Origin of the sequence: Aeromonas sp. 2HA2 (assembly GCF_029237345.1) — a bacterium.
GTDB lineage: Bacteria > Pseudomonadota > Gammaproteobacteria > Enterobacterales > Aeromonadaceae > Aeromonas > Aeromonas salmonicida.
In genome coordinates, this window is record NZ_JAACGB010000001.1 from 180,769 (window position 1) to 203,194 (window position 22,426).

General features: G+C 43.0%; 21 protein-coding genes. All 21 read right to left on the reverse strand.

Annotation, left to right across the window (positions count from 1 at the left end; genetic code table 11):
* Positions 1 to 119: 119 nt before the first annotated feature.
* A complete protein-coding gene (locus tag GWQ29_RS00810; RefSeq protein WP_256684504.1) occupies positions 120 to 773 on the reverse strand; it encodes a DUF480 domain-containing protein in 654 nt (217 codons plus the stop codon).
* Between the two features lie 154 nt (positions 774 to 927).
* Complete coding sequence (locus GWQ29_RS00815; RefSeq protein ID WP_275918542.1) at positions 928 to 2,637, reverse strand: Wzy polymerase domain-containing protein; 1,710 nt, start codon at positions 2,635 to 2,637, stop codon at positions 928 to 930.
* 96 nt (positions 2,638 to 2,733) lie between these two features.
* Entirely contained in the window at positions 2,734 to 3,792 is a 1,059-nt protein-coding gene (locus GWQ29_RS00820; protein WP_275918543.1) for a Wzz/FepE/Etk N-terminal domain-containing protein, read from the reverse strand.
* A 51-nt stretch (positions 3,793 to 3,843) separates the two neighbouring features.
* Entirely contained in the window at positions 3,844 to 4,395 is a 552-nt protein-coding gene (gene rfbC / locus GWQ29_RS00825) for a dTDP-4-dehydrorhamnose 3,5-epimerase (RefSeq protein WP_275918544.1), read from the reverse strand.
* A 190-nt stretch (positions 4,396 to 4,585) separates the two neighbouring features.
* Complete coding sequence (locus GWQ29_RS00830) at positions 4,586 to 6,547, reverse strand: nucleoside-diphosphate sugar epimerase/dehydratase (RefSeq protein WP_275918545.1); 1,962 nt, start codon at positions 6,545 to 6,547, stop codon at positions 4,586 to 4,588.
* A gap of 48 nt (positions 6,548 to 6,595) precedes the next feature.
* On the reverse strand, positions 6,596 to 7,159 hold the full coding sequence (locus GWQ29_RS00835) for a sugar transferase (protein WP_275918546.1): 564 nt from the start codon (positions 7,157 to 7,159) through the stop codon (positions 6,596 to 6,598).
* A gap of 3 nt (positions 7,160 to 7,162) precedes the next feature.
* A complete protein-coding gene (locus tag GWQ29_RS00840) occupies positions 7,163 to 8,119 on the reverse strand; it encodes an SDR family oxidoreductase (protein ID WP_265421192.1) in 957 nt (318 codons plus the stop codon).
* A gap of 38 nt (positions 8,120 to 8,157) precedes the next feature.
* Entirely contained in the window at positions 8,158 to 9,264 is a 1,107-nt protein-coding gene (locus GWQ29_RS00845; RefSeq protein WP_275918547.1) for a DegT/DnrJ/EryC1/StrS family aminotransferase, read from the reverse strand.
* A gap of 31 nt (positions 9,265 to 9,295) precedes the next feature.
* A complete protein-coding gene (locus GWQ29_RS00850; protein WP_275918548.1) occupies positions 9,296 to 9,760 on the reverse strand; it encodes an acyltransferase in 465 nt (154 codons plus the stop codon).
* A complete protein-coding gene (locus tag GWQ29_RS00855; RefSeq protein WP_265421189.1) occupies positions 9,738 to 10,157 on the reverse strand; it encodes an FdtA/QdtA family cupin domain-containing protein in 420 nt (139 codons plus the stop codon). The genes GWQ29_RS00850 and GWQ29_RS00855 overlap by 23 nt, the downstream gene beginning before the upstream one ends.
* 35 nt (positions 10,158 to 10,192) lie before the next feature.
* Positions 10,193 to 10,996: a glycosyltransferase gene (locus tag GWQ29_RS00860; protein WP_275918549.1), complete on the reverse strand. Its 804-nt coding sequence runs from the start codon at positions 10,994 to 10,996 to the stop codon at positions 10,193 to 10,195.
* Positions 10,997 to 11,000: 4 nt separating this feature from the next.
* Positions 11,001 to 12,116, reverse strand: coding sequence for a glycosyltransferase family 4 protein (locus GWQ29_RS00865; protein ID WP_275918550.1), 1,116 nt, complete (start codon positions 12,114 to 12,116; stop codon positions 11,001 to 11,003).
* Between the two features lie 65 nt (positions 12,117 to 12,181).
* Positions 12,182 to 13,240 carry a UDP-N-acetylglucosamine 2-epimerase (non-hydrolyzing) gene (wecB, locus tag GWQ29_RS00870; protein ID WP_275918551.1) on the reverse strand — a complete coding sequence of 353 codons (1,059 nt, stop codon included), beginning with the start codon at positions 13,238 to 13,240 and terminating at the stop codon, positions 12,182 to 12,184.
* Positions 13,241 to 13,306: 66 nt separating this feature from the next.
* Positions 13,307 to 14,743, reverse strand: a complete 1,437-nt coding sequence (locus tag GWQ29_RS00875) for an O-antigen polymerase (protein WP_345893266.1) — start codon at positions 14,741 to 14,743, stop codon at positions 13,307 to 13,309.
* Between the two features lie 51 nt (positions 14,744 to 14,794).
* Complete coding sequence (locus GWQ29_RS00880; protein WP_275918553.1) at positions 14,795 to 16,195, reverse strand: oligosaccharide flippase family protein; 1,401 nt, start codon at positions 16,193 to 16,195, stop codon at positions 14,795 to 14,797.
* Positions 16,192 to 17,322, reverse strand: a complete 1,131-nt coding sequence (rffA, locus tag GWQ29_RS00885; protein ID WP_275918554.1) for a dTDP-4-amino-4,6-dideoxygalactose transaminase — start codon at positions 17,320 to 17,322, stop codon at positions 16,192 to 16,194. Before rffA ends, GWQ29_RS00880 begins: the two co-directional genes overlap by 4 nt.
* Positions 17,323 to 17,324: 2 nt before the next feature.
* On the reverse strand, positions 17,325 to 18,212 hold the full coding sequence (locus GWQ29_RS00890; protein ID WP_265421183.1) for a formyltransferase family protein: 888 nt from the start codon (positions 18,210 to 18,212) through the stop codon (positions 17,325 to 17,327).
* Between the two features lie 125 nt (positions 18,213 to 18,337).
* The gene (locus GWQ29_RS00895; protein ID WP_275918555.1) at positions 18,338 to 19,384 is read right to left on the reverse strand and encodes a TDP-N-acetylfucosamine:lipid II N-acetylfucosaminyltransferase; all 1,047 of its coding nucleotides are present in this window, start codon (positions 19,382 to 19,384) and stop codon (positions 18,338 to 18,340) included.
* A 158-nt stretch (positions 19,385 to 19,542) separates the two neighbouring features.
* Positions 19,543 to 20,607 (reverse strand): DegT/DnrJ/EryC1/StrS aminotransferase family protein, encoded by a 1,065-nt coding sequence (locus GWQ29_RS00900; RefSeq protein WP_265421181.1) that lies wholly within the window; start codon positions 20,605 to 20,607, stop codon positions 19,543 to 19,545.
* Positions 20,608 to 20,609: 2 nt separating this feature from the next.
* Positions 20,610 to 21,191, reverse strand: coding sequence for an acyltransferase (locus GWQ29_RS00905; protein ID WP_265421180.1), 582 nt, complete (start codon positions 21,189 to 21,191; stop codon positions 20,610 to 20,612).
* 2 nt (positions 21,192 to 21,193) lie between these two features.
* Complete coding sequence (locus GWQ29_RS00910) at positions 21,194 to 22,255, reverse strand: Gfo/Idh/MocA family oxidoreductase (RefSeq protein ID WP_271774549.1); 1,062 nt, start codon at positions 22,253 to 22,255, stop codon at positions 21,194 to 21,196.
* Positions 22,256 to 22,426: the final 171 nt, after the last annotated feature.

Consider the following 22,426-nt stretch of genomic DNA (forward strand, 5'->3'; position numbering starts at 1 on the left):
CCAAGGAGCACGGAGGATCACAAAGGATGGAAGAAGACATGCCAAGAGGGGAGAACCTCGGCGAAATGACAATAAAAAAGGCGCCGGAGCGCCTCTTTAGGGTGAAACGTGCCGAAATGTCAGCCCTCCAGTTGCGCCAGACGGGCTTCCAGAGCCTGCAACTGTGACTTGAGGGTTTCGACCTCTTCTTCCAGCGCGCTCAACCTGTCCGCCGCCGGGGAGGCATAACTGCTGGCAGGGGATGCCTCGGCCAGCGCCTGCAGATCCACCTCACCGCTGAACAGATGGGCATAGCGGGATTCACGCTTGCCCGGTTCGCGGGGCAACTTGACCACATAAGGCCCCTGCTCAATCAGAGCGGCCAAGGCAGCATCCACCTGAGTAACATCATCGAAGCTGCACAGGCGGTTGGTGCGAGAGCGCAACTCACCCGGAGTCTGAGGGCCGCGCAGCAGCAGCTCGCAGACGATACCAAGCTCCTGCTCGCTGAACTTGAGGGTGCCAAACTCGGTATTGCAGAAGCGGTGCTGGTAACGGGGTACCCGGGCATTGAAACCGGCAGTGTTGACGACCAGACGCTTGCGGATCAGCTCATCCACAACAGCGCGGATATCCAGCTCACAGAGATCCAGCACAGGTTCACGGTTGCTCTTCTGGTTGCAGGCATTGACCAGGGCATTGAGGGAGAGGGGGTATTGATCCGGCGTGCAGATCTCTTTCTCTATCAGAGCGCCGATCACGCGGGCTTCCAATGGGCCTAGCACTAACTCCATTTCATACTCCCTTTCTAAAACAAGACGTTGAGGCCACTATCTTAGCCATGGCGCCTCTGCCGTCCAGCAAAGGCGCCTATTTTTGCGAAGCAGTAGTGCGGTTGGTGAAACATCGCGCAACCTTGCCGCCCTGCTTTGCACCTGCCGCCGGGCATCAGGAGGAGGGTTTATCCTCCAGCGTAGTGGCCACGGATTTGGCGGCCGAGCCAGTTAGCAAGGGATCACCCGGATAGAGCATCAAGGCTTGCGTTCGTAGCGCCTGCGCCTCCTCTTGTCGCCCAAGCGCACCGAGTGCGATCACCATATTCGCGTAAATATTGGCTCTGGGGGTATGGCGTACAAATGCCTGACCCCAGTCGAGATAGGCTTCCAGCTCCACCTTGTTATCAGTCTGCAAGCCCACCATCAAGCGCACTGAGTTCACGTCAAACTCCACCCGGGTCAACCAGGCCATGGGGTTGACGACACCAAGCAGCAGGGTTGGATCCTTGTAACCGCCGCGCTCGTACTTGGTGACCACCCATGCGGTATGAATGGCGGTGAGCATGAAGGGCACAACCAGCACAGGGATGGCGATAGCCAGGAAGCGCAGCAGCAACCAGGGGCGATAGACATATTCACGCCAGCTGGCTGTCTGCATCCCCTCCTCCACTTCCGCATCCAGCACATGGATCAGCAGCAGCAGGGCCCACCACAGGGCAATGGCGTGATAGAGCGGATATTCAGTCTGGGTGTGCAACAGTATGGGGGTCACTAGTGCCAGCAGCGCCGATCCCTTGACCCAACCGGCCTTGGTCACTCGCCACAACAGAGCGCCGCCCATCAGCGCCATGCCGATCATGGGGGCCAGCCCGCCCTCCACCGCCCAGTAGAGAAACTCGTTGTGGGGGTGATCGAGGTTGTATTCAATCTGCACCATGGCCGGGTTCAGCGCCTTGTCGGCCATGTAGTGATGCAGGAAGGTGGTCTCAAAGCTGCCATAGCCCCAACCGGCCAAGGGGGCTTCCGCAATCAGCCTGGCGGCATAAGGCCAGTAGACGGAGCGCATGCCACCGGATTGATACACCTCAAGCCCACGCTTGACGCCGCTGATCCCGTACTGAGACGCCAACCCCAGGCCGACACCGAGCGAAACCAGGCCCAGAATACGGGCCAGTTGATGCTGACGATGCAACTGTGGCGCAATCAGGATCAGGGCCAGCAAGCCACCCAGTTGTCCCACCCGGGATTGCAACACGACCAGCAGCAAGCTGGCCGCCAGGATCACCCCATAGCGCAGCCCTCGTAGCCAGACATTGGCATTGCCGCGCAGCTCAAGCCAGATGGCGAGGGAAAGTCCGGTCGCCATAAAGGTCGCCATCACATTGGGCTGCTGAAAGATGCCATAAGGGCGATTGGCCCGAGTGTCATAACCGAGCCAGTTGCCTGGGGTCAGCAGGTAATACTGCACCAGCCCGAGCAAGGCCTCTATCGCTACTGCCCCCAACAACAGATAGAGCAACTGATCACGGGCCTGACGAGCCAGTTGCCATTGGTACAGACAAAACAGAAACAGCAGACCGGCAAACAACCCAAGCAGCCGGGGAATGGCATAGTCCTTGAGTTCAAAACCGGGATACGCCATGGGTAGCAACAACAGGCATCCACCAAGCCATAGCCAGGCCTGCAAAGACGAGAATATCAACCGCTGTTGCAGGGTGACCTGCCACAACCCCAGGCCGATGACGAGGCTGGCAAAGACCCAGCCCCAGGCATTGAATGGCAGATAGAGCCCGGCCCCACCGGGGTTGTGCATGAAAAAATGCATGGCCAGCAGCCAATACAGCACGCTGACCACCCCAAAGATCCTTGTTGTCACCCTCATCGGCCCTGACCCCTTGCTTTCATGCTTTTGAACACAATCACCAACCCCAAAAAAAGAAAGGGGGCAAAGCCCCCCATTACTTACTTGGTAAACATATTATGCCTGTTCAGGCCGACGGAAAGCATGGCGTACCAGCACGATGCCGATGCCCAGCATGCCACCGAGCAGGGTAGCCAACACAACTATCATGGCGCGCTTGGGTTTGTCGCGACTCAGAGGCTCTTCCGGCGCATCAAGATACGAGAAGGGTCTGAAGCTGATGTCATCAAGCTTCACTTGCTTGAGACGATCTATCTGTGCCTGCAGATCCGCAAGTTTCGGCTGATAAAGACTCAAGTCGATAGCCTTGAGTACTTTCAGTTTTGCTTCCAGCCCTTTGGTACCCAGAGTGATCGAGAAACGTTCGCCGTTGTTGTAATTTTCGAGGGGTCGTTCAACTCCGGCGGCAGTAGCTACGGAAATTGTCAACACTATATTCTCGATCTCATTCTTCAAAGAACGCTCGGCATCTTCCTTGGTTAATCTCAAGTTCGTCATCAAGGTATCAAGTTGCATAGACTGTTGCTCTGTCAGTTCACTGATCAAACGTTGCTGTTGCTTTGCAATGATGAACTGGATGTAGGATTCCAGCATGGTCAATGCCTGACCTGCACTATCCGCACTGGTAGATAGTGTGACGTCAGGCTTGTCCCGATTTTTATCGACAGTGTTGGCGGTAATAAACTTGGACCATTCGCGGATCCATAGACGCTGACCTCGCTCATCCAGCTTGGCACCTTGGACATGCTCTTTAAAAAATGGGCTACCTTTCAAAAAATCGCGGCGATTTTCATATGTATTAAACTCGCGAACAAACTCATCATAGATGGTTTTGCTATCGGGAAAATCGGTTATCCCGAGCAATTTAGCCGGGCTCGCAACCCGCAACATGGGGAGCAGATCACTTTTCTGAGGCGGTTGTATGACTGCATTGGCTGACCAAGTCTGCGGGGCCAATAGTGCATAGGCAATCCCGGCGATGGAGAACACACCTGCGACCAAGAGGATCAACAGCTTCTGGCTCCACAACACCAAGACCAACTCACGCAGATCAATCTCATCAGAGCCAGTGGGTGGCACCCACTGTGCTGGCACATCTGGCGTTTTTTCTTTCATGTGTTATCTCTTATCCATTAAAACTCAAAAGATCTGGTGTCTTATCCAAGCTCACATCATGATGACTAACTCTGCCGCCTGACGATCCTTATCAGACAAAGACAGAGGGTACTTATCCGACAGTGGCCAATTTATTGCCAATGAGGAAGAATCCCAGCGGATGCAATGCTCATCACCAGGCTGATAATAATCGGTACACTTGTAAAAAACATCTGCCATCTCGCTCATCACATAGAAACCATGGGCAAAACCGGGGGGGATCCACATCAACTCCCCTTGTTCGGCACTCAATATATGCCCCACCCAAGCGCCATAAGTAGGAGAGCCAACCCTGATATCTACTGCAACATCGAAAATGGTGCCCGTTATTGCCTGTACCAACTTCCCCTGTGGATGACGTTGCTGATAATGTAACCCTCGCAAGGCTCCCCCACAGGAACGGCTCAAATTGTCTTGTACAAAATCGTACGCCCCACAATGCAGCTCAAATTCACTCTGACGAAAACACTCCATGAATTCGCCACGATGGTCACAGTATATTTGTGGCGTGAGGATCATCACATCAGCTATATCAGTAGCACGGTATTGCATATAAAAACTCATTATTGTTCCCTGCCCATCGTAGAGCCGGGTCGAAATTAATATCTACCTGACCATGACAAGGTTCAGATCTTCAGCAAGAGTGACAAAGAATTTCCTGTCATTTACCACCAATCTGATAACTCAAGCTCAACCAACTTAAAAGCCAGTGAGTGTTAAATGTCTTGCTTTCCTGTATAAAAAATGGCTCTTATCAATGTATTGGCAAGTCAGCCTCTGATGTCAAAAAATCAATGTCAGTAACAGCTGGTAATACTGGTGTTCCTTGCCTGGCCACTCTGGCTTTCCAAACTAAATCACATATACCATCTGTCGGAGTGAAGCCCGCAGGAATACTCAAGAGTAATTGTCTAATTTTCTCATGATCAAAGCCATGGCAAGCCGCGTCTAACTCGACCAGAAATGCACGAAGTTCTGACCAGACCAACATTTGCTCGGTAGCCTTCATAATTCTTGGATGTTCAGTGCCTTCTACCTGCTCACCAATCAATAACTCTTCATATAATTTCTCACCAGGTCGTAAACCAGTTATTTTAACCTCAATATCGCCATCAGGGTTCAGCTCACTCTTAAAGTCCAGCCCGCTTAGTCTGATCATCCTATGTGCAAGATCCAGAATCTTTACCGGTTTACCCATATCAAGCACAAAAACATCGCCCCCCATGCCCATGGCACCTGCCTGGATAACTAACTGAGATGCTTCGGGAATAGTCATAAAATAACGAATAATATCGGGATGCGTGACAGTAAGTGGCCCCCCATCTCTGATCTGCTGACGGAATAATGGCACGACAGACCCTGAAGATCCCAACACATTACCAAAACGAACCATACAAAAGCGAGTATGGCTTTGCTCTGCAGCCAACGCCTGCAAGACCAATTCAGCCAAGCGCTTGCTTGCCCCCATGGTATTAGTTGGACGAACAGCCTTATCCGTTGAAATCAAGACGAACGTATCGACACCAGATTCTATTGCAGCTTGTGCACAATACAATGTACCAAAAACGTTGTTGCGAACACCTTCAACAACATTATATTCGACCAAGGGAACATGTTTATAAGCCGCGGCATGATAAACTGTTTGAATATTAAAATTACTCATCACAGCTTTAAGACGATGTTGACGCTGCACAGATCCAAGCAATGGAATGACTTCAACTTCTATACTCTCCATACGACAGAGCTCATTTAACTCCTTATCGATGACATACAAACCATATTCGGAGAGCTCAAATAATATTAGCTTTTCTGGTTTACAACGAAGTATTTGACGACAAAGTTCAGAACCAATAGATCCACCGGCACCTGTGACCATAACACGCTTGCCATTAATGTTGGCGTTCATTAACTCAGGTATAGGATTGACAGCATCTCGACCTAATAAATCCTCAATAGATACTTCCTTCAATTCGTCGATATGTGCTTTGCCATCAACAAGATCAACCATTCCTGGAATGGATAGTACCTCACAGGGGAAATGTTCCAGACGATGAATAACATCTTGGCGTACAGCTCGTGACGCGCTGGGCATTGCCAACAAAATTTTCTTGATGTCAAAGCGAGAAACCAAATCACCAATCAAGTCTGGGCTATAAACATTTATGCCTTGGATCACGGCTTTACGAATCGCGGGATCGTCATCTACAAACGCAATCGGAAAAAACTCGTGCCCCTGATTGAGGGCCAACTGTAACTGACGACCTGATGAACCAGCACCATATATCAATACAGGTGTACGATTATGCTTACCCTGATTCACCAACATTCTGAAAAATAATCTGACACTACCAACAAGCAGTACTGCAAAGGCAAAATAAATAACAGATACAGTTCTTGGCAAGGCCACTTCCATAAAAAATGCCAACATGACCAGAGATATGGTTGAACAAAAAACACCCAACGCTACAGTCCATAAGACTTTAAATCCGACATAGCGCAATACGGCACGGTAGAGACCCAGTTTGACGAAAACAAAAACAGTGAAGGGCACGAGAATGGCCAAAAGCTCCCAGTGCAGGAGACTTTTAACGGGCATTGCCGTATCCAATCTTACCCAATACCCTCCCCAAAAAGCAATACTAAGCAAAACCGCATCTATAATAACAGAAATAATGCGCTTGAATGGCCGAGATAATCCTAGAAAAAATGTCAGCATATAATAATATCCATGCAGAAATCATGAGGGACAACCATAAAGTAATAGTCAGTGTTTCACTCGATCACCGCTCCCTTTACCAGTTACTGTTTGCAGAATATATGTAAAATAACTTTTCAGAGTTAAAGACTCAATCATCTTTGCATCTGTTTCCGCCAGCAACTGAGGGGTTGACATATCAATAGAATTAACCTGAGCCAAACCGGTAATCCCTGGCCTAACGTCAAATACGTTGTGCTTTTCACGCTCAGAAATCAGCACCTCCTGATTAAACAGACAGGGACGCGGCCCTACCAAGCTCATTTCGCCTTTCAAAACATTCCAAAGTTGTGGGAGCTCATCAAGTTTACTTTTACGTAAGAAATTGCCAAAAGGGGTAATGGCTGACGCACTGGCTAAATGGCTGGCAACGGAAGCCGTACCTACTTTCATGGTACGTAGTTTAACGAGAGTGAAAGGTTTTTTATGTCGTCCGACCCTAACTTGACAAAAAATCGGTGAGCCTGTTTCAAATAAACCGATCAAAATCAGCACCAAGATCACTGGTGATGCACACATCAATCCTAATAGAGAAAAAATAATGTCAAGTGTGCGAATGAGAAACGTGGTCATATTCTATACATCCCGTACTGATGATTGCATTGAGGCGGCTATCTTAGCCAATTGCTGATCCATCGTCACCGGTGGCTTCCATCCAAGCATCTCCTTGGTGTGGGTAATATCCACTTGCAATGAACCACATAGCCTATCCGCCACCGCCTTTTTACCTAGCAGACTTGCCACTCTCTGGATCCAGCTCATAGGTATTGGCAGCAGTTTTGTTTTCTTACCAAAGGCATGGGCGACCTTTTGCAACAACTCAGTTGTCGACACATCCTGATCATCGCTAACCAAAAATATTTGGTTTGCAGCCTTGGGGTGCTCGAGACAATTCATTATCAAATCAATCAGGTTATCCAACGCAACCAGACTCCGCTGATTGTGAATGGCTCCCAGGGGTAGAGGTAAGCCTTTCATTATTGCCTTTACCAATTTGCCAAAGTTCCCTGGTGCATTAGCACCATAAACCAATGGAGGGCGGAGTATCACATACTCCATGCCAGTGGCTGAACAGAGAGCCTTCAACCCCTCTTCGGCCTCCAGCTTGGAGCGAGAGTAATCATCCCAAGGGGCCGGTTGATCCTCGATGGTAAAAGGGGACTGTGTTAAATTTCCATTAACTCCTATCGAACTGATGAATATGAACCTCTTTACCCCATTGGTCGCTGCCATTTTTGCAAGACCCAAGGTACCATCGACGTTAACTTGCCTAAAAGCAGCGAGCGGATCTTGCTGGTCATCTTTTAAAATATGGGCCCTTGCCGCACAATGGATAATGACATCAACATGTTCAAATGCTGCAGTGTCAACTGACAATGCTGACAGCTCTCCGAATATGACTTGTTCACTACCCACAGGGACATAATTATCATTTCTAACCAGTGCCGTCACCCGATGACTTTTGGCCAATAACTGGCCTAACAGCGCACGACCGACAAAGCCATTGGAACCGGTTAAAATCACCTTGCTCATAGACGCCCTCTGGCTATTTATAATCCCCATTAGATGGGCTATTTAAATTCATTAATTACTGAAATGACCTTGCTGATGGCCTCTTCTGACATTGTTGGATCTAAAGGCAGCGAGAGTACCTGCTCATGAATTTCTTCGGTTAGAGGCAATGAGAGCTTACTCCACTCAGAGTATGCTTGCTGCTTATGGGGAGGGATTGGATAGTGGATAAGAGTCTGAATACCCTGTTCTGTTAGATATGACTGCAGTGTAGTTCTATTTTCACTACGAATGACAAAAAGATGCCATACATGCGCCTTGGTTTCTGTCAGGTGTGGAAGATAAATGGCTTCATTATTTATTTCTGATAAATAACGAGCAGCTATCTGCTGACGACGAGCAGTATCAGTTTCAAGATACTGCAGTTTAACCCGCAGCATCGCAGCTTGAATCTCATCCAGGCGACTGTTGACACCTTCATATAAATTCTCATATTTACGGTGGGAACCGTAGTTACGTAATGCTTTCAGAGTCTGCGCTAACTCATCATTATTAGTGGTGATTGCACCCGCATCACCCAACGCCCCCAAATTCTTACCTGGGTAAAAGCTGAAACCAGCAGCATCACCCCAGTTACCAGCACGCTTGCCGTTAAGCTCGGCACCATGCGCTTGCGCGCAATCTTCTAATACCAACAGGTTGAATTTTTTGGCAATAGCCATTAACTCCGGCATAGGTGAAAGCTGACCGTAGAGATGAACTGGCAGCATGGCCTTTGTTTTGTGACTGATGGCAGCACTCACGGTTGCAGGGTCAAAGTTATAAGTAGAGGGGTCAGGTTCAACCAATACCGGAACCAAGTCATTTTCGGTAATCGCCAGAATCGACGCAATATAAGTATTGGCCGGCACAATAACCTCATCACCTGCATGCAACATACCGAGCTCTTTCCAGGCCCTTAGCGTAAGAATCAATGCATCCAATCCATTGGCCACACCAATGGCATGCTTGGTGCCACAAAAGGTCGCAAATTCGCTTTCAAACTGGGCTAGCTCATTGCCCATGACATACCAACCAGAATCGATAACGCGAGCACATGCAATCTTTAATTCAGTTTGATATCGTGCATTGATGGATTTTAGATCAAGAAAGGGAATCATTGTCATCACCGGATTGCCAGATAATTAATTGGGAATTTTAATCTTCATTCACAAACTTTACTATTTTTGCCGGATTCCCTATGACCACAGCATAAGGAGGGACGTCTTTTGTAACTACGGCACCAGCGCCAACCATACAGTACTCACCCAATATAATACCAGGTAATATCGTCGCATTGGCACCGATAGAACAGCCTTTTTTTAATACAGTTCTCAAGAAGCAGTCAGGATATATTTTTGAACGAGGATGTTTGTCATTGGTGAATGCTGCACAAGGCCCGATGAAAACATCATCTTCGACAGTTATACCATCCCAAAGATAAACACCTGACTTTACCGTAACACGACTTCCAATAATGACATCGTTTTCGATCAAAGTATGTGCACAGATATTACAATCCGAACCAATTTTAGCCTGTTTTAAAATAACCGAGAATTGCCAAACTCGAGTATCTTTACCGATATCAGACGTTTGCACATCACTGAGGGGATGAAGAAACATTGCGAGTAACCTCTAAAAATTCCTGATAATCCCGAATATAGTCACTTTCATCATAATTTTCACTAGCAAGGACCATTAGCACGCAGTCTTCACTGAAATCATGCATTTCTCGCCAAGTCACTCCATCTATATACAATCCTTTACTGGGTGACTCTAGCAATACAGACACCCTATGATGCCCATCATCTAATATAAAACGGCAATTACCTTTAACACAAACAGCAACCTGCTTCAGTTGCTTGTGTGCATGAAAACCTCGTGCCACATCCTTTTGCGTACCAAATATGTAGTACACTCGCCTAATGTCAAAAGGGATATTCTTACTGCCTTCTAAGCTAACCAGGGATCCTCTCGCATCACCAAGAATATCAAAATCAATAGTTTTTATTAAACTCATAAGACTACCCCAACTGTATCAAAAATACATCAATATTACTTTTTCATTATAGACTGAATAGCTCTTTTAAAGTTAAACAAATAGTGATCAAAAACAAAGTGAACAATAACAATCCATATCCAACGAGAAGGGGATATAAGCATATAATTTTTGGTTAATGTTTGCATTTTATTTTTAAAAACAATACGTCTATCCAATTTTTTAATCGTATTATTCTGATGTGAACGATAAAAAAACAGAGGTTCATCCACAACGCTAAAGCTAGTTTCAGCTGCGCATCGGATAGAAAAGTCCCAGTCCTCTATTTTCAATCCCTCATCAAAACCACCCACCCGATCAAATAGCGACCGAGTAAACATGATTGTTCCGGCAGCATAAGGCTGATGAAAAAAAACACTTCCAAGAACTTTACCCTGAATAATTTTTTTAGGAAACTCGCGTATAGCCGCCCCACTTTCAGAGTCAAACTCTCTCGCCTTGGTATAACAAAACTCGGAGCTTGGATGCTGTGCAATTGCTTTTATCTGTTTTTCTATTTTTTCTGGATGAAAATAGTCATCTGATGCCAAGATACATATATACTCCCCATTGGAATAGTCCCGGATAGCCTTATTCAGAGTCTTTGATATCCCGGCATTAGACTGCTCAATAAAAGTAAATCCAACCTCTGATGAAAGCTTCTTAATTAATTCAACGGAGGTATCACTAGAACCATCATCCACTACTATTATTTCTAGGTTTTTATATGTTTGAGAAAAGACACTATTGATTGCTTTTTCAATATAGTGCGCGTGATTATATGAAGGAATAACAACAGTAATCAACGGGTGAAATTGCATTTTATTACCACGTCAGAGAATTATAAATGTCAATTAATTTCTTTGATTCCGCAGACCAATTATATTTTGCAATGATCGCTCTTCGACCATTCTCCCCCATAACCTTGGCCTTTTCTGGATTGGATAAAATAAAATCAATAGCATCATAGATGCTTTTGGGTGAGGATGGATCAACACAGATACCACACTCATTCCCTTCAATAATTATTTTCCACAAAGGAAAATGAGAGCCTACGATGGGTAATCCAGCACTCATATACTCAAACATTTTATTGGGCTGTGACTCAATATGATTTGGAGCAGGTAGAAATGTAACAACGCCAACCTTTGATGTTGAAAGAATCTCTTTTATCTCTTGGCGACTCACTTGTCCTTTAAAATCAACCTGACGCCATCCTGGTGATGACTCAAGGAGTGTCATAAAATTAGGCTCATTGACAGAGCCAGCCATTACCATTGAGTACTTGGTAGAATAAGATAAGGAATCAACTAATTCATAAACGCCTCTAATTCTAGAAATAGCGCCTATATATGCCACATCATACTTATAATCGATATCCTCTTGGGATGAATCAAAACAAAACTCCTCTTGAAATGGATAGTTATTTATATCAATAGAGTTAACTTGCATCCCTCTAAAGTAATCCCGAATAGATGGTGTGGCTGCTATAACACCATCGAAGTTATTAACGGCGTACTTTTCATAACGTCTATATGCCCAAGATACGGCGCCACTGATAAGTGGATGAAGATATGGCTTATCCTTTATATCATCAGCAAAGTTCTCATGAGAGTCAAAGAAAACAACCTTGCCTGAATTTTTAATTTTTAAAGCAATAGGGATTAACTCTGGATCATGAAAATGATAAGCATCGGCATTACAATCAACAGCGGCTTTATATATAAGCTTTGTAGAGTTCAACATGCGCCAAATCCGGCCATGTTGTTGCTTACCCCCAACATCAATAATATTGACGTTATTTTTAACTTCATCACCAAGACCATCCGCTACAATGAGCGTTACTTTATAGCCAGCTTCAGCTAAAGACGTACACTCTTTTAGAAAAATTCTGACATCATATCGCTGATGAACAGATGTCATGTGAACAATATGCTTCATATCATACCTAAATTAATTTATATCTATTCTAGAGTGGGTTTTTAAGAAAACTATTGCAATATTTGTTAACTTAGCTGCTCAATTATTTTTATAGCAGCAATACCACCGCCATATAATTTATCCGGATCGCTCACTTTACGGTTAATATTTCTCTTTACAGCATCGATTATTATATCTGTATTAGCACCGACAAGTTCATTCGCGCCAATCTCAACAAGCTCTACCCACTCGGTTTGATCACGCATAGTGACACAGGCTTTTCCAAAAAAGAATGCCTCTTTTTGCACCCCACCGCTATCCGTTAATACCAACTGGCAATGATCTAACAACCAGAGCATTTCAAAATACCCAACAGGATCGATCACTTTAACATTTAGCTGCAGGCCAAGCTGAGCAATCAATTTACGAGTCCGTGGATGCAGAGGCAGAACTATTGGAGAAACATTTTTATGTAATTCGTTTAATGCCAGCACAATCGCAGCAAGGCGCTGGGGGTCATCAGTATTCTCAGCACGGTGTAACGTCGCAAGAACATACTTTTCTGGTAGTACTGCCACGGGAGCAATAGCATTTTTAGCGAATAGCAGTGCCGCATCTTGCATTACATCGCCGACCTGCATCATTTTGACCGGTTTATCTGAAAAACCTTCCCTCGTGAGATTTGTCACCGCAGTCTCCGTAGGGCAGAAAAGCCAGTCACTGATTTGATCAGTAAGAATACGGTTTATCTCTTCAGGCATTTTCATATTAAAACTACGTAGTCCCGCCTCAATATGCACCACTGGAATATGTAATTTTGCAGCAGCCAAGGCGCCCGCCAAGGTTGAATTTGTATCGCCATACACCATCACCATATCAGGTTTATAGCTCAATAAAGCTTTTTCAATTTCAATCAGCATACGCCCAGTCATTTCACCATGACTACCACCATGAATATTTAACTGAATATCCGGGCGTGGAATACCTAGTTGTTCAAAAAATACATCTGACATATTTGCATCAAAGTGCTGACCAGTATGTAATACGATTTCGCTCAGTGTATTACTTTCTTTAATAGCTTTGGAGACAACACTTGCTTTGATAAACTGAGGTCTAGCACCAATAATCGTAAGGATACGTTTCATATATCATTCCAACTTTAGTTAATTTTACATTCAAAAATTAGTGATAATTTACCCTGAGAGATCGAATCAACTATGAGGATGCCTAGAGCTTAGCAGCGACTTTAAATTAATAATTATATATATAACCAGGCTTGCAAATAACATCCAAAAAAGAGACAGATTATTTAGCTCTCCTTTTGGATAGAGCATGTAAAATCCAATTGAAAACTTTGCATAAAATATCAAGAAGATGCCGCTTCTTGATTTAATAGTTAGATTTCTGATAAATGCACCCAATGCACCGAATAAAAACATACCAAATATAAAACCGGCATATGAAAAATTTACAAACATTTCACCTAGCCCAGTTACCGGCAAACTGCCCGTTGGTAAATGTAGATACCACTGTTCCTTTGCCAAGTTCGCTGGCATTTCAACCAAGCCAAAAACATTTGGACTAATAAAACTAAATAGAGGATGCAATATTGTCACCCCATACATATGGCCGATATCCTTGGACCAAGAATCAATGACTTTCAGAAAAACTGGGAAATTAGGTAAATTTCCTCTTTCAAACAGGGCACCAATTAAAAAGTCCACATTGATTGCATTATTGATAAATTCAGACAGCAAGAAGTCGTCATTCACCGCATTGACATACAAACTACTGGCAAACCTAACAATGTACATGGATATTCCAACCAGCACACCAATAGCACCAAAGAGTACATATTTTCTATTAAGTTTTGATTTTCCATTATAGTAGTAATTTATTATAAAAAATGTTGCCATATAGAAAATAGATTGAGAGATTCTACCGTTAGATATAGAGATTAAGAATGAGATTATGATTGCCAAAAAGACCAACACACTTGTTTTATTCTTCTGTAGAGAGGAAATGAAAAGTATGTAGGTCCCTACATACATAAACTGATAGCCCAGTGTGGTAACTGATTTTTGAAAATCATAAGCACGCATTGATATGTTCTTATAGTATGCAAGAAGATCTCCATCGTATAGTATCACTATATTCAAAACGAAGTTACACACTCCAATAGCATAAAATGCCACAGCGATAAAGAATACATAATTTGACCCTATAGCTTTTACTTCTATAGGTTTAGGCATTTCATTTTTACTATTAAAAATAGAATAACCAGCCCAGGCTGACAGATAAGATATAAATACTGAAACGACCCCAATAAAATACAAATCATCCACATCATTGTAAAAATAGACAGTGGACATGAAGTTATTATTCTCAAACCCATACAGTCTCAAAATAAAAGAGGAAGCAATGAGAGATAGATAGTAAAGAGAAAACAAGTAAAATGGTTCAAATATATCTTTATTTGTTATTAAAAAAAACAAAACAGATATAAATGACATATATATGAACATGAACTCTAGTGGTCTACCAGGAAAATAGAACATAAGTCCTAAAGACATAATAGAACACATAATCCACACTATAAAGCCAGAACAAGAACAGTACCTCATTGATGTTATCTCTGTGAAATACATATAGAAACAAGAAAAAACTAAAACCTCATCATAACAGATGAATATGCTTCGCTATGGAAATATAAAATTCACTGCTGCCATTAATGACCGTTTAAATATGAAGATACTAAAAATACCTAATATAGACCATGTAATCACGAGATATTGATATATCAAATCACCAAGAAATGCGCTCACTATCGATAAGAATAAGCAACTCAAAGTCATACAATACATCTTGGTTCTTTTTAGCTTCCGCCAAGCAACACACGAACTCTCTGTCCGTAAAAACAAGAAAAACCAAAAAGATAATGCAGTAGATACCGCTGCACCGGTAGCACCATACTCTGGCACTAACAAGTAATTACCAACCAGATTAATTAACGCAGCCACAATAGCAGAGAGCATTGCATAATTACTCTTCCGAGTGACACCTAATCCGACGACCGTAGTTTCTGATAGTGTGTAAAAAAGTGGATAGGCCATACAGGCAGAAATGATGTATTGAATGCGCGAATATTCAGCAGGCAATATGTATGTTACCGCCCAAGAAAATAAACCAATAAATATGAAACAGAACACAACTATAGCAAGTGTATGTTCTGTAACCTGATCTATCTTTTCCGTATTAATTCCCTCTGCCGCCCACTTATATACGGTTGGCGCCCAGACCGTTGAAAAGATACTTTGAAAAATAACAGCCGCACCAGCAAAACTCACCGAAACAGAATAAATGCCTAACTCTTCAAATGTAGATAAATTTCTTAGAAATATTTTATCCATAGCAGTCAGCCCCCAAAACGTTGCACCACCAACTATCAACGGGGCTCCAAATTTCAACATAACCTTCAGTTTTTCTAAATCAATGTTTTCTTTTAGTGCTCCTAGCCACTCAGTTCTCGTATTCCATCCATATATTAAAGTAACTGATAGCATTGAAATAGTGTGTGCAAGAATCAAGTCTGGCAGGTTAAAACCAATCGATATTAAGTAATAAAAACCTATTACCAATAAAAAAATCAGTTTAGGCAAAATCATGCTGATTGAATAAGCAAATCCTTTTTCCTGCATACGTAAAATCAACGAAAGGAAGCGCGATAGGAAAGCAGCCAGGATGCATACCACAACTAAAATACTAAGATGCTCACTGGGAAGATTAAAAAGTAATTCTGAAAAAAAAGTAGGGGTTATCATTACCACAGCTATTGACAATATCAATAACACCAACCCTGGGAGTACAGCCATCTTTAATAATGCCGTTTTATTTTCAGACTCATGATATTCTCGAACATACGACTGATCTAGACCCAGACTGAAAATTAGCACGCAGAAGCTAGCTGCAACTTGGAGCATTGAGATCTTTCCAATATCCTCTTGGCTATAAAACCAAGTCGTGATTGGAAGAGTTATAAATCCAAGAGCAGCCGCGCCAATAGGACCGATAGCAAATCCCATAATTTTTTTTATATTCATGCAAAGAACTCATAAATACCTATCTTGACAACTTCTATTTCCGAACAAGTCATACCGTAATAGAGTGGAAGACGAATCAGGCATTCACTTTCCTTGGTGGTGTAATTATCCTCCCCATGAAAGCAACCAAACTCTTTACCTGCAATAGATGAATGGAGCGGGATGTAATGAAACACCGCCATTATCCCTTTTTTCTTTAAATGCTCTAACATAGCTGTACGTTCATCTATATCTGCTAATTTTATATAAAACATATGAGCATTGTGAACACACCCATCTGGAATTATTGGCAGTTTAATTTTTCCATCTTCGGCCAATTTTTTTAATCCATCTTTGTAACTCAACCATGTTTGCAAACGATTGCTATTTATTTCTTTAGCTTTTTCTAGCTGACCCCAAAGATACGCAGCTTGTATATCAGAAGGTAAATAACTGCTACCCAAATCAACCCAGCTGTATTTATCCACCATACCGCGGAAAAATAGACTACGATTAGTCCCTTTTTCACGAATTATTTCCGCGCGTTCCATAAATTTGGGATCATTAATCAGCAATAGCCCTCCCTCACCACCACTAGTATAATTTTTGGTCTCATGAAAGCTAAATGCAGATAGATGACCAATTGTACCTAATGCCTTGCCTTTATAAGTAGACATTACACCTTGAGCTGCATCTTCGATCACATACAGGTTATGCTTGTTGGCAATTTCCATGATGGAATCCATCTCACAACTGACGCCCGCGTAATGTACCGGAACAATGGCTTTCGTTTTAGGGGTGATCGCTGCTTGGATCAAGGTCTCATCAATATTCATTGTATCTGGACGAATATCAACAAAAACTATTTTGGCACCGCGTAACACAAATGCATTAGCTGTACTAACGAAAGTAAAGCTTGGCATGATCACCTCATCGCCAGGCTTAATATCAATCAGGATAGCGGCCATTTCCAGAGCGGCTGTACATGAAGGAGTCAGGAGTGTTTTCGGACAATGAAACTGCTGTTCAAACCATTGCTGGCAACGCTTTGAGAAATCGCCATCGCCACACATTTTGGGGCTCTGCATTGCCTGAAGAACATATTTTTCTTCATTACCAGTATAAGGGGGTTTGTTAAATACCAACATAATTAATAAAACCTGCTTCTGAATTTAAGTTTCATTGGCTCTTTATTTGCATCTAGAACTCTGTTTAGTTTCAAAAGCCCTTTCTTGCAAACAATTACAGGAGCACCACATTCAAAAAAAATTATTTTTCCAATATGCCTTTCTCGATGCTCAACTATCACGTCATGATATATATCAACATCTTCAAAAATCACTATCTCTTTATTTAAAAGACATTTTGCCCCATCAAAGGGGAATCCTACAGCATCAACAAATAATTTTATTTTTTCTGCCGGCCACTCCCAGTCAATATAATAGTCATCTTTATCCAACCACAGGCTATAGCTTGCTTGAAATTCATCTTGCGGTACTCTAGACAGAGCTTGATTAGAACTATATGCAATAAATAAATTCTCTATCAATTTAAAATATAATGGCTCTATTTTTTTTATTGCATCATATATTGTTATGGGATACTTAACACTTACCGTTAGCTGATCAATGATATCACCACAATCGTATTTTTCGCTGGCATATAATGCTGTTACAGACAACTCACTCTCTTTGTTTATCAATGAATTTACCAGAGGAGCAAACCCCCTATATTTTGGTAGTTTTGAATCATGAAAAACAATCAAATTTCTTTCATTCTCAATCAACCATCGCCAACCGATAGCAAATTTTATTCCATCAAAAACAGTCTCTTTATTTAAATCTAATTCTTTTCGATTGAATGCTTTAATATTATAACTTGATGTCAGCTTCATTATTTTATTGTAGGCGTCATCTTTAACCGCATCATCTTTTTCACTGACTACATATTCTATAGCTTCACTACCAAATTTTTTAACAAACTCATCCAGCACATAAAAGCCTTTAGAGTTCATCACATAGAATGCGACTTTTTTCATTCTAACGCTCCTTCCCAAAAAATGACGAATATAAACTTTTATATTGAATGCGTGATAGTCAGAACGAAAAACTTAGCCAATAGATCATTGGTATAAGTGCATGCATTAATATACTCGCAGTTTCATCATTGATTGAATATACATTCAAGCTGATTTTTATAGTTTTCATAAGAAAGATAGTTTTTTATTTTCCCTCTGTTTTCAGCCAAAACTTTTTCATCTAAATCATAGATATTTATATTTTCAATATCATACACTACGATATCATGATCTTTAAAAAAATCCCATTGGGTCACATCGCTACGCATATATACTTTCTTTCCTAAGCCTAACAGAGTTATTGTATTACCCATGGCCTGTTGTCGCTTATGATTAAATATAGCAATATCGACGCTACCAAGAAATGCCAAGTATTGGTGAAATGGTACATGTTCAGTCAGAGGGATGAACTTGTCGCCAAATATCTTTCTACCTTCTTTAATTACTTCATCTGCATAAGCATCACCACCATAGGTTAGTGGGACATATATAGTCACATTATGCTTATGGTATTTTTCAAGTCGCTTAAAAATATCCAGGTGATTATTACTTGGATCTGCCGAGTTCCCAACTTGAATGTTTATTCCTTCATGGACTTTATCAGGGATAGTATACTCTTGATATAAATTACTAGGATACATAAAGCATTCATGATATTGACCCTGTGCACCATACCATTGTTGAGCTAATTTATAATCACCTTTAATATAAGTAACAAGATGCCCTATTTTTTTTATTACTTTTTTTCTTAAAAACTCTTTAACTCTACAGCCCCAGCTTTTTTCATTTAACTGATAGCAATACAGATCCCCGCCCCATATCACCCAGTAGCATTTCTTAAGCAGCCAAGGCATAAAAAATAACAGCGTAATCGTTTTATAATCAAAAAGTCCATGCAGCATTATTTTTTCTGCTTGATGCATTTTAATTGAGATACCAAGATAATATTTGGCTCTACCAAAAAATGTTCGCTTTGCGAGCTTAATGTTTGGGGAGGGAAACGTTTTATACTTTGTGGCCCCTAATGTTAAATAAAAAAGATGAGACTCAAAATCAAAGTCACTTTTGACAAGTTCAATAAATGGAGACATGAACGTGCATGCATGGCCTATATGCACAATTTTTTTAGACATATGTCATCCTCTTACAGCTAAAATGACGCCCAGCACTATTACATATAAATAACGAACCTAGAATAATTCCTTTAATTTATCGAAACAATTTCCGTTCAATATACTAAAAGTAATTATAATCGCCTAACTGAATAGAAAAAACTATCAGAGTGGGACACCTACATATATGGGTGCATTGGCAAACTAACCACTTGCTTTGATAGTTTCTCAGCCACTGGCAAATCACCTTCTTTATAACCAAGATAAGCAAACGCCTTCTGCTGATGCAGACAAGTTGCGTAATAGATCATGGTTGGTATTCCTTTGGCCTTGTATTCAGCCATGGTAGCGTCTCGATCCTGAGTAATGATGGTATATTGTGCCCATGAGCTTAAATAACCAGGCGGCACCATGGGTGTTTTATATTTCCCTGCCAATGCCTGCTCATAGTTTTTAGCCACTTTATTACGAGCAATCAACTCCTCTGGGAAGACGGCCAGTTTCTCTAATAAAATTGCCGCCTGGATAGTATCAAGTCGACTGTTCATACCAATACGAACATTGTCGTATTTGTCTGCTCCTTTGCCATGAACCCGGTAAGACTTGATAAGCTCGGCATATTCATCGCTATTGGTGAAGATAGCGCCACCATCGCCATAGCACCCCAGTGGCTTGGCTGGGAAGAAACTGGTAGTTGCAATATCACCAAAGCTACCGGCCCGTTTTCCGTTCAATTCACCGCCAAAACCCTGAGCTGAATCTTCGAGGAGCTTCATATTGTATTTCTTTGCAATAATTTCCAGCTCTGGATAATTGGCGGGCAACCCGAAGAGATCAACAGTGATAATCGCTTTGAGATTGAGCTTGCCTTCGGCTAGAACCCGTTGAATCTGCTTTTCCAAGTCTTGAGGTGAGATGTTGAAGGTATCGGGATCGGAATCTACAAAAACAGGGGTAGCACCTTCATAAGCGATGGTCTCTGCTGTAGCAAAGAAGGTGAAAGTTGGACAAAAAATAGCATCGCCAGGTTTGACCCCCATCGCCATCATCGCCAGTGTCAGAGCATCGGTACCATTGGCACAGGTAATGACATGTTTAACACCGACATAGTCAGCCAGCTTGGCCTCCAATTCGGCCACCTCAGGCCCCATGATGTAATGACCATGTTCGAGCACTTGCTGAATTCGTTGGTCAATCTTCTGTTTCAGATGCTGGTATTGGGCAGCCAAGTCAATAAATTGCATGATTATCTTTCCAATCTACTGAGGGTGTCACCCTCTAGAACATAGGTTTCTTGAGTGAAAGGGCAAACTGTTGTGGCCTGGCCATAAAGAGGGAGATCGAGCTTTTCACCGTAGGCACTCATCCAACCTATTTGCTTGGCGGGTACGCCCACCATAAGAGCAAAGGGTTTGACCTCTTTGTTCACTACTGTCCCGGCACCGATGAAAGCGTACTCGCCAATGGTAACACCACAAACAATGGTACAGTTGGCTCCCAGGGTTGCTCCTTTTTTGACAAGGGTGTCACGATATTCAGCTTTGCGTTCGATCAAGGCTCTTGGGTTATAGACATTGGTGAAGACCATGCTGGGACCACAGAAGACCCCCTCTTCCAAAATGACATTATCGTATACCGAAACATTGTTCTGTATCTTGCAGCGATCACCAATAACTACTTTATTGCCAACGAAGACATTTTGACCAAGAGAAACTCCTGCACCAATCTTTGCCCCTGCACAGACATGGGCCCAATGCCACACTCTGGAGTCAGCCCCAATCTGCGCACCCACATCAACGATCGCGGTTTCATGCACCAGATAGTTCATGCTTAATACTCCAGCGGCAAACCAACTTGACGGCCATCGCGGGCTGCCAGGTAGGCGGCAATCAACAGTTCCAGTGAGGTCAAGCCCTCACGACCATCAGTTTCTGGCTCAGCTTCGCCACGCATAACATCCACTACATTCTTGTAGTAGAGAGGATGACCAAAGCCGTAGACAGAAGTGGTCTCATAGTTTGCCTCGCTGATCTGGGCATCGTAATCTTTCTCTTCAGCAAACTGCCATTGCTGAATTTCGTTGACTGCAAGCCCGCCAATTCGCACCGTACCCTGCTCACCAAGGATGGTAATACTACCTTCCAGATTACGCGGATAAGTAAGCATGGTAACGCTCATAGAACCTACTGCACCATGACGCCACTTGATGTTCAGCACACCAGTGTCTTCGGCTTCAATATCCCGAGTCGTGGTCATCATCGCCTGAACTTTTTCGACAGGACCAATCAGCCAGTGCAATAGATCGACATAGTGGCTCGCCTGATTCATGAAGGCACCACCATCAAACTCCCAATTACCGCGCCAACCGCCAACATCGTAATAGGATTGGGGACGAGTCCAGAACACATTGATATTGACCATATGGATCTTGCCAAAACGCTTCTCAGTGATGGCACGCTTCAACAGTTGTAGAGTGGTATTACGACGATTCTGTTTGACAACGAAGAGGCGCACTCCTGCTTTGTCACATGCCTTGACCATTTGCTGACCATCTTGCCAACGAGTCGCCATAGGTTTTTCTGTAATGACATGTACCCCATGCTCAGCAGCGAGTATTGCCTGATCAGCATGCAAGCCACTGGGGGTGCAAAGACTTACAATATCGATCTGCTCTTTTTCCAACATTTCTTGCAGCTTTTGATAGGCTGGGACCTGATATTGCTGCTGGTGCTCAACGAGCGTAGTCGGATTGATATCGCAAATCGCAACTAGCTCAAAGTGATCTGCATGTTGGGCAATGGAACCAAAATGGTTTTTGGAAATGCGGCCACAGCCAACAATGGCGATTCTGATCTTGCGATCTTTGATGATAGGGTAGCTTTGAATTAGCACAATAATTCCCTTATTTGTTTAACACCAGACGGAGAGTGTTTACTCGGTTTGTCTATATGTTCGTTTTTCCTGGAGTGCCGATGGTTGACTGCATTCACTCGCCCCATCACATATCCTCGCAGGATTGTGAAAACCGTTTATGGCTCACACTAACGACCAACAAGAAAAAAT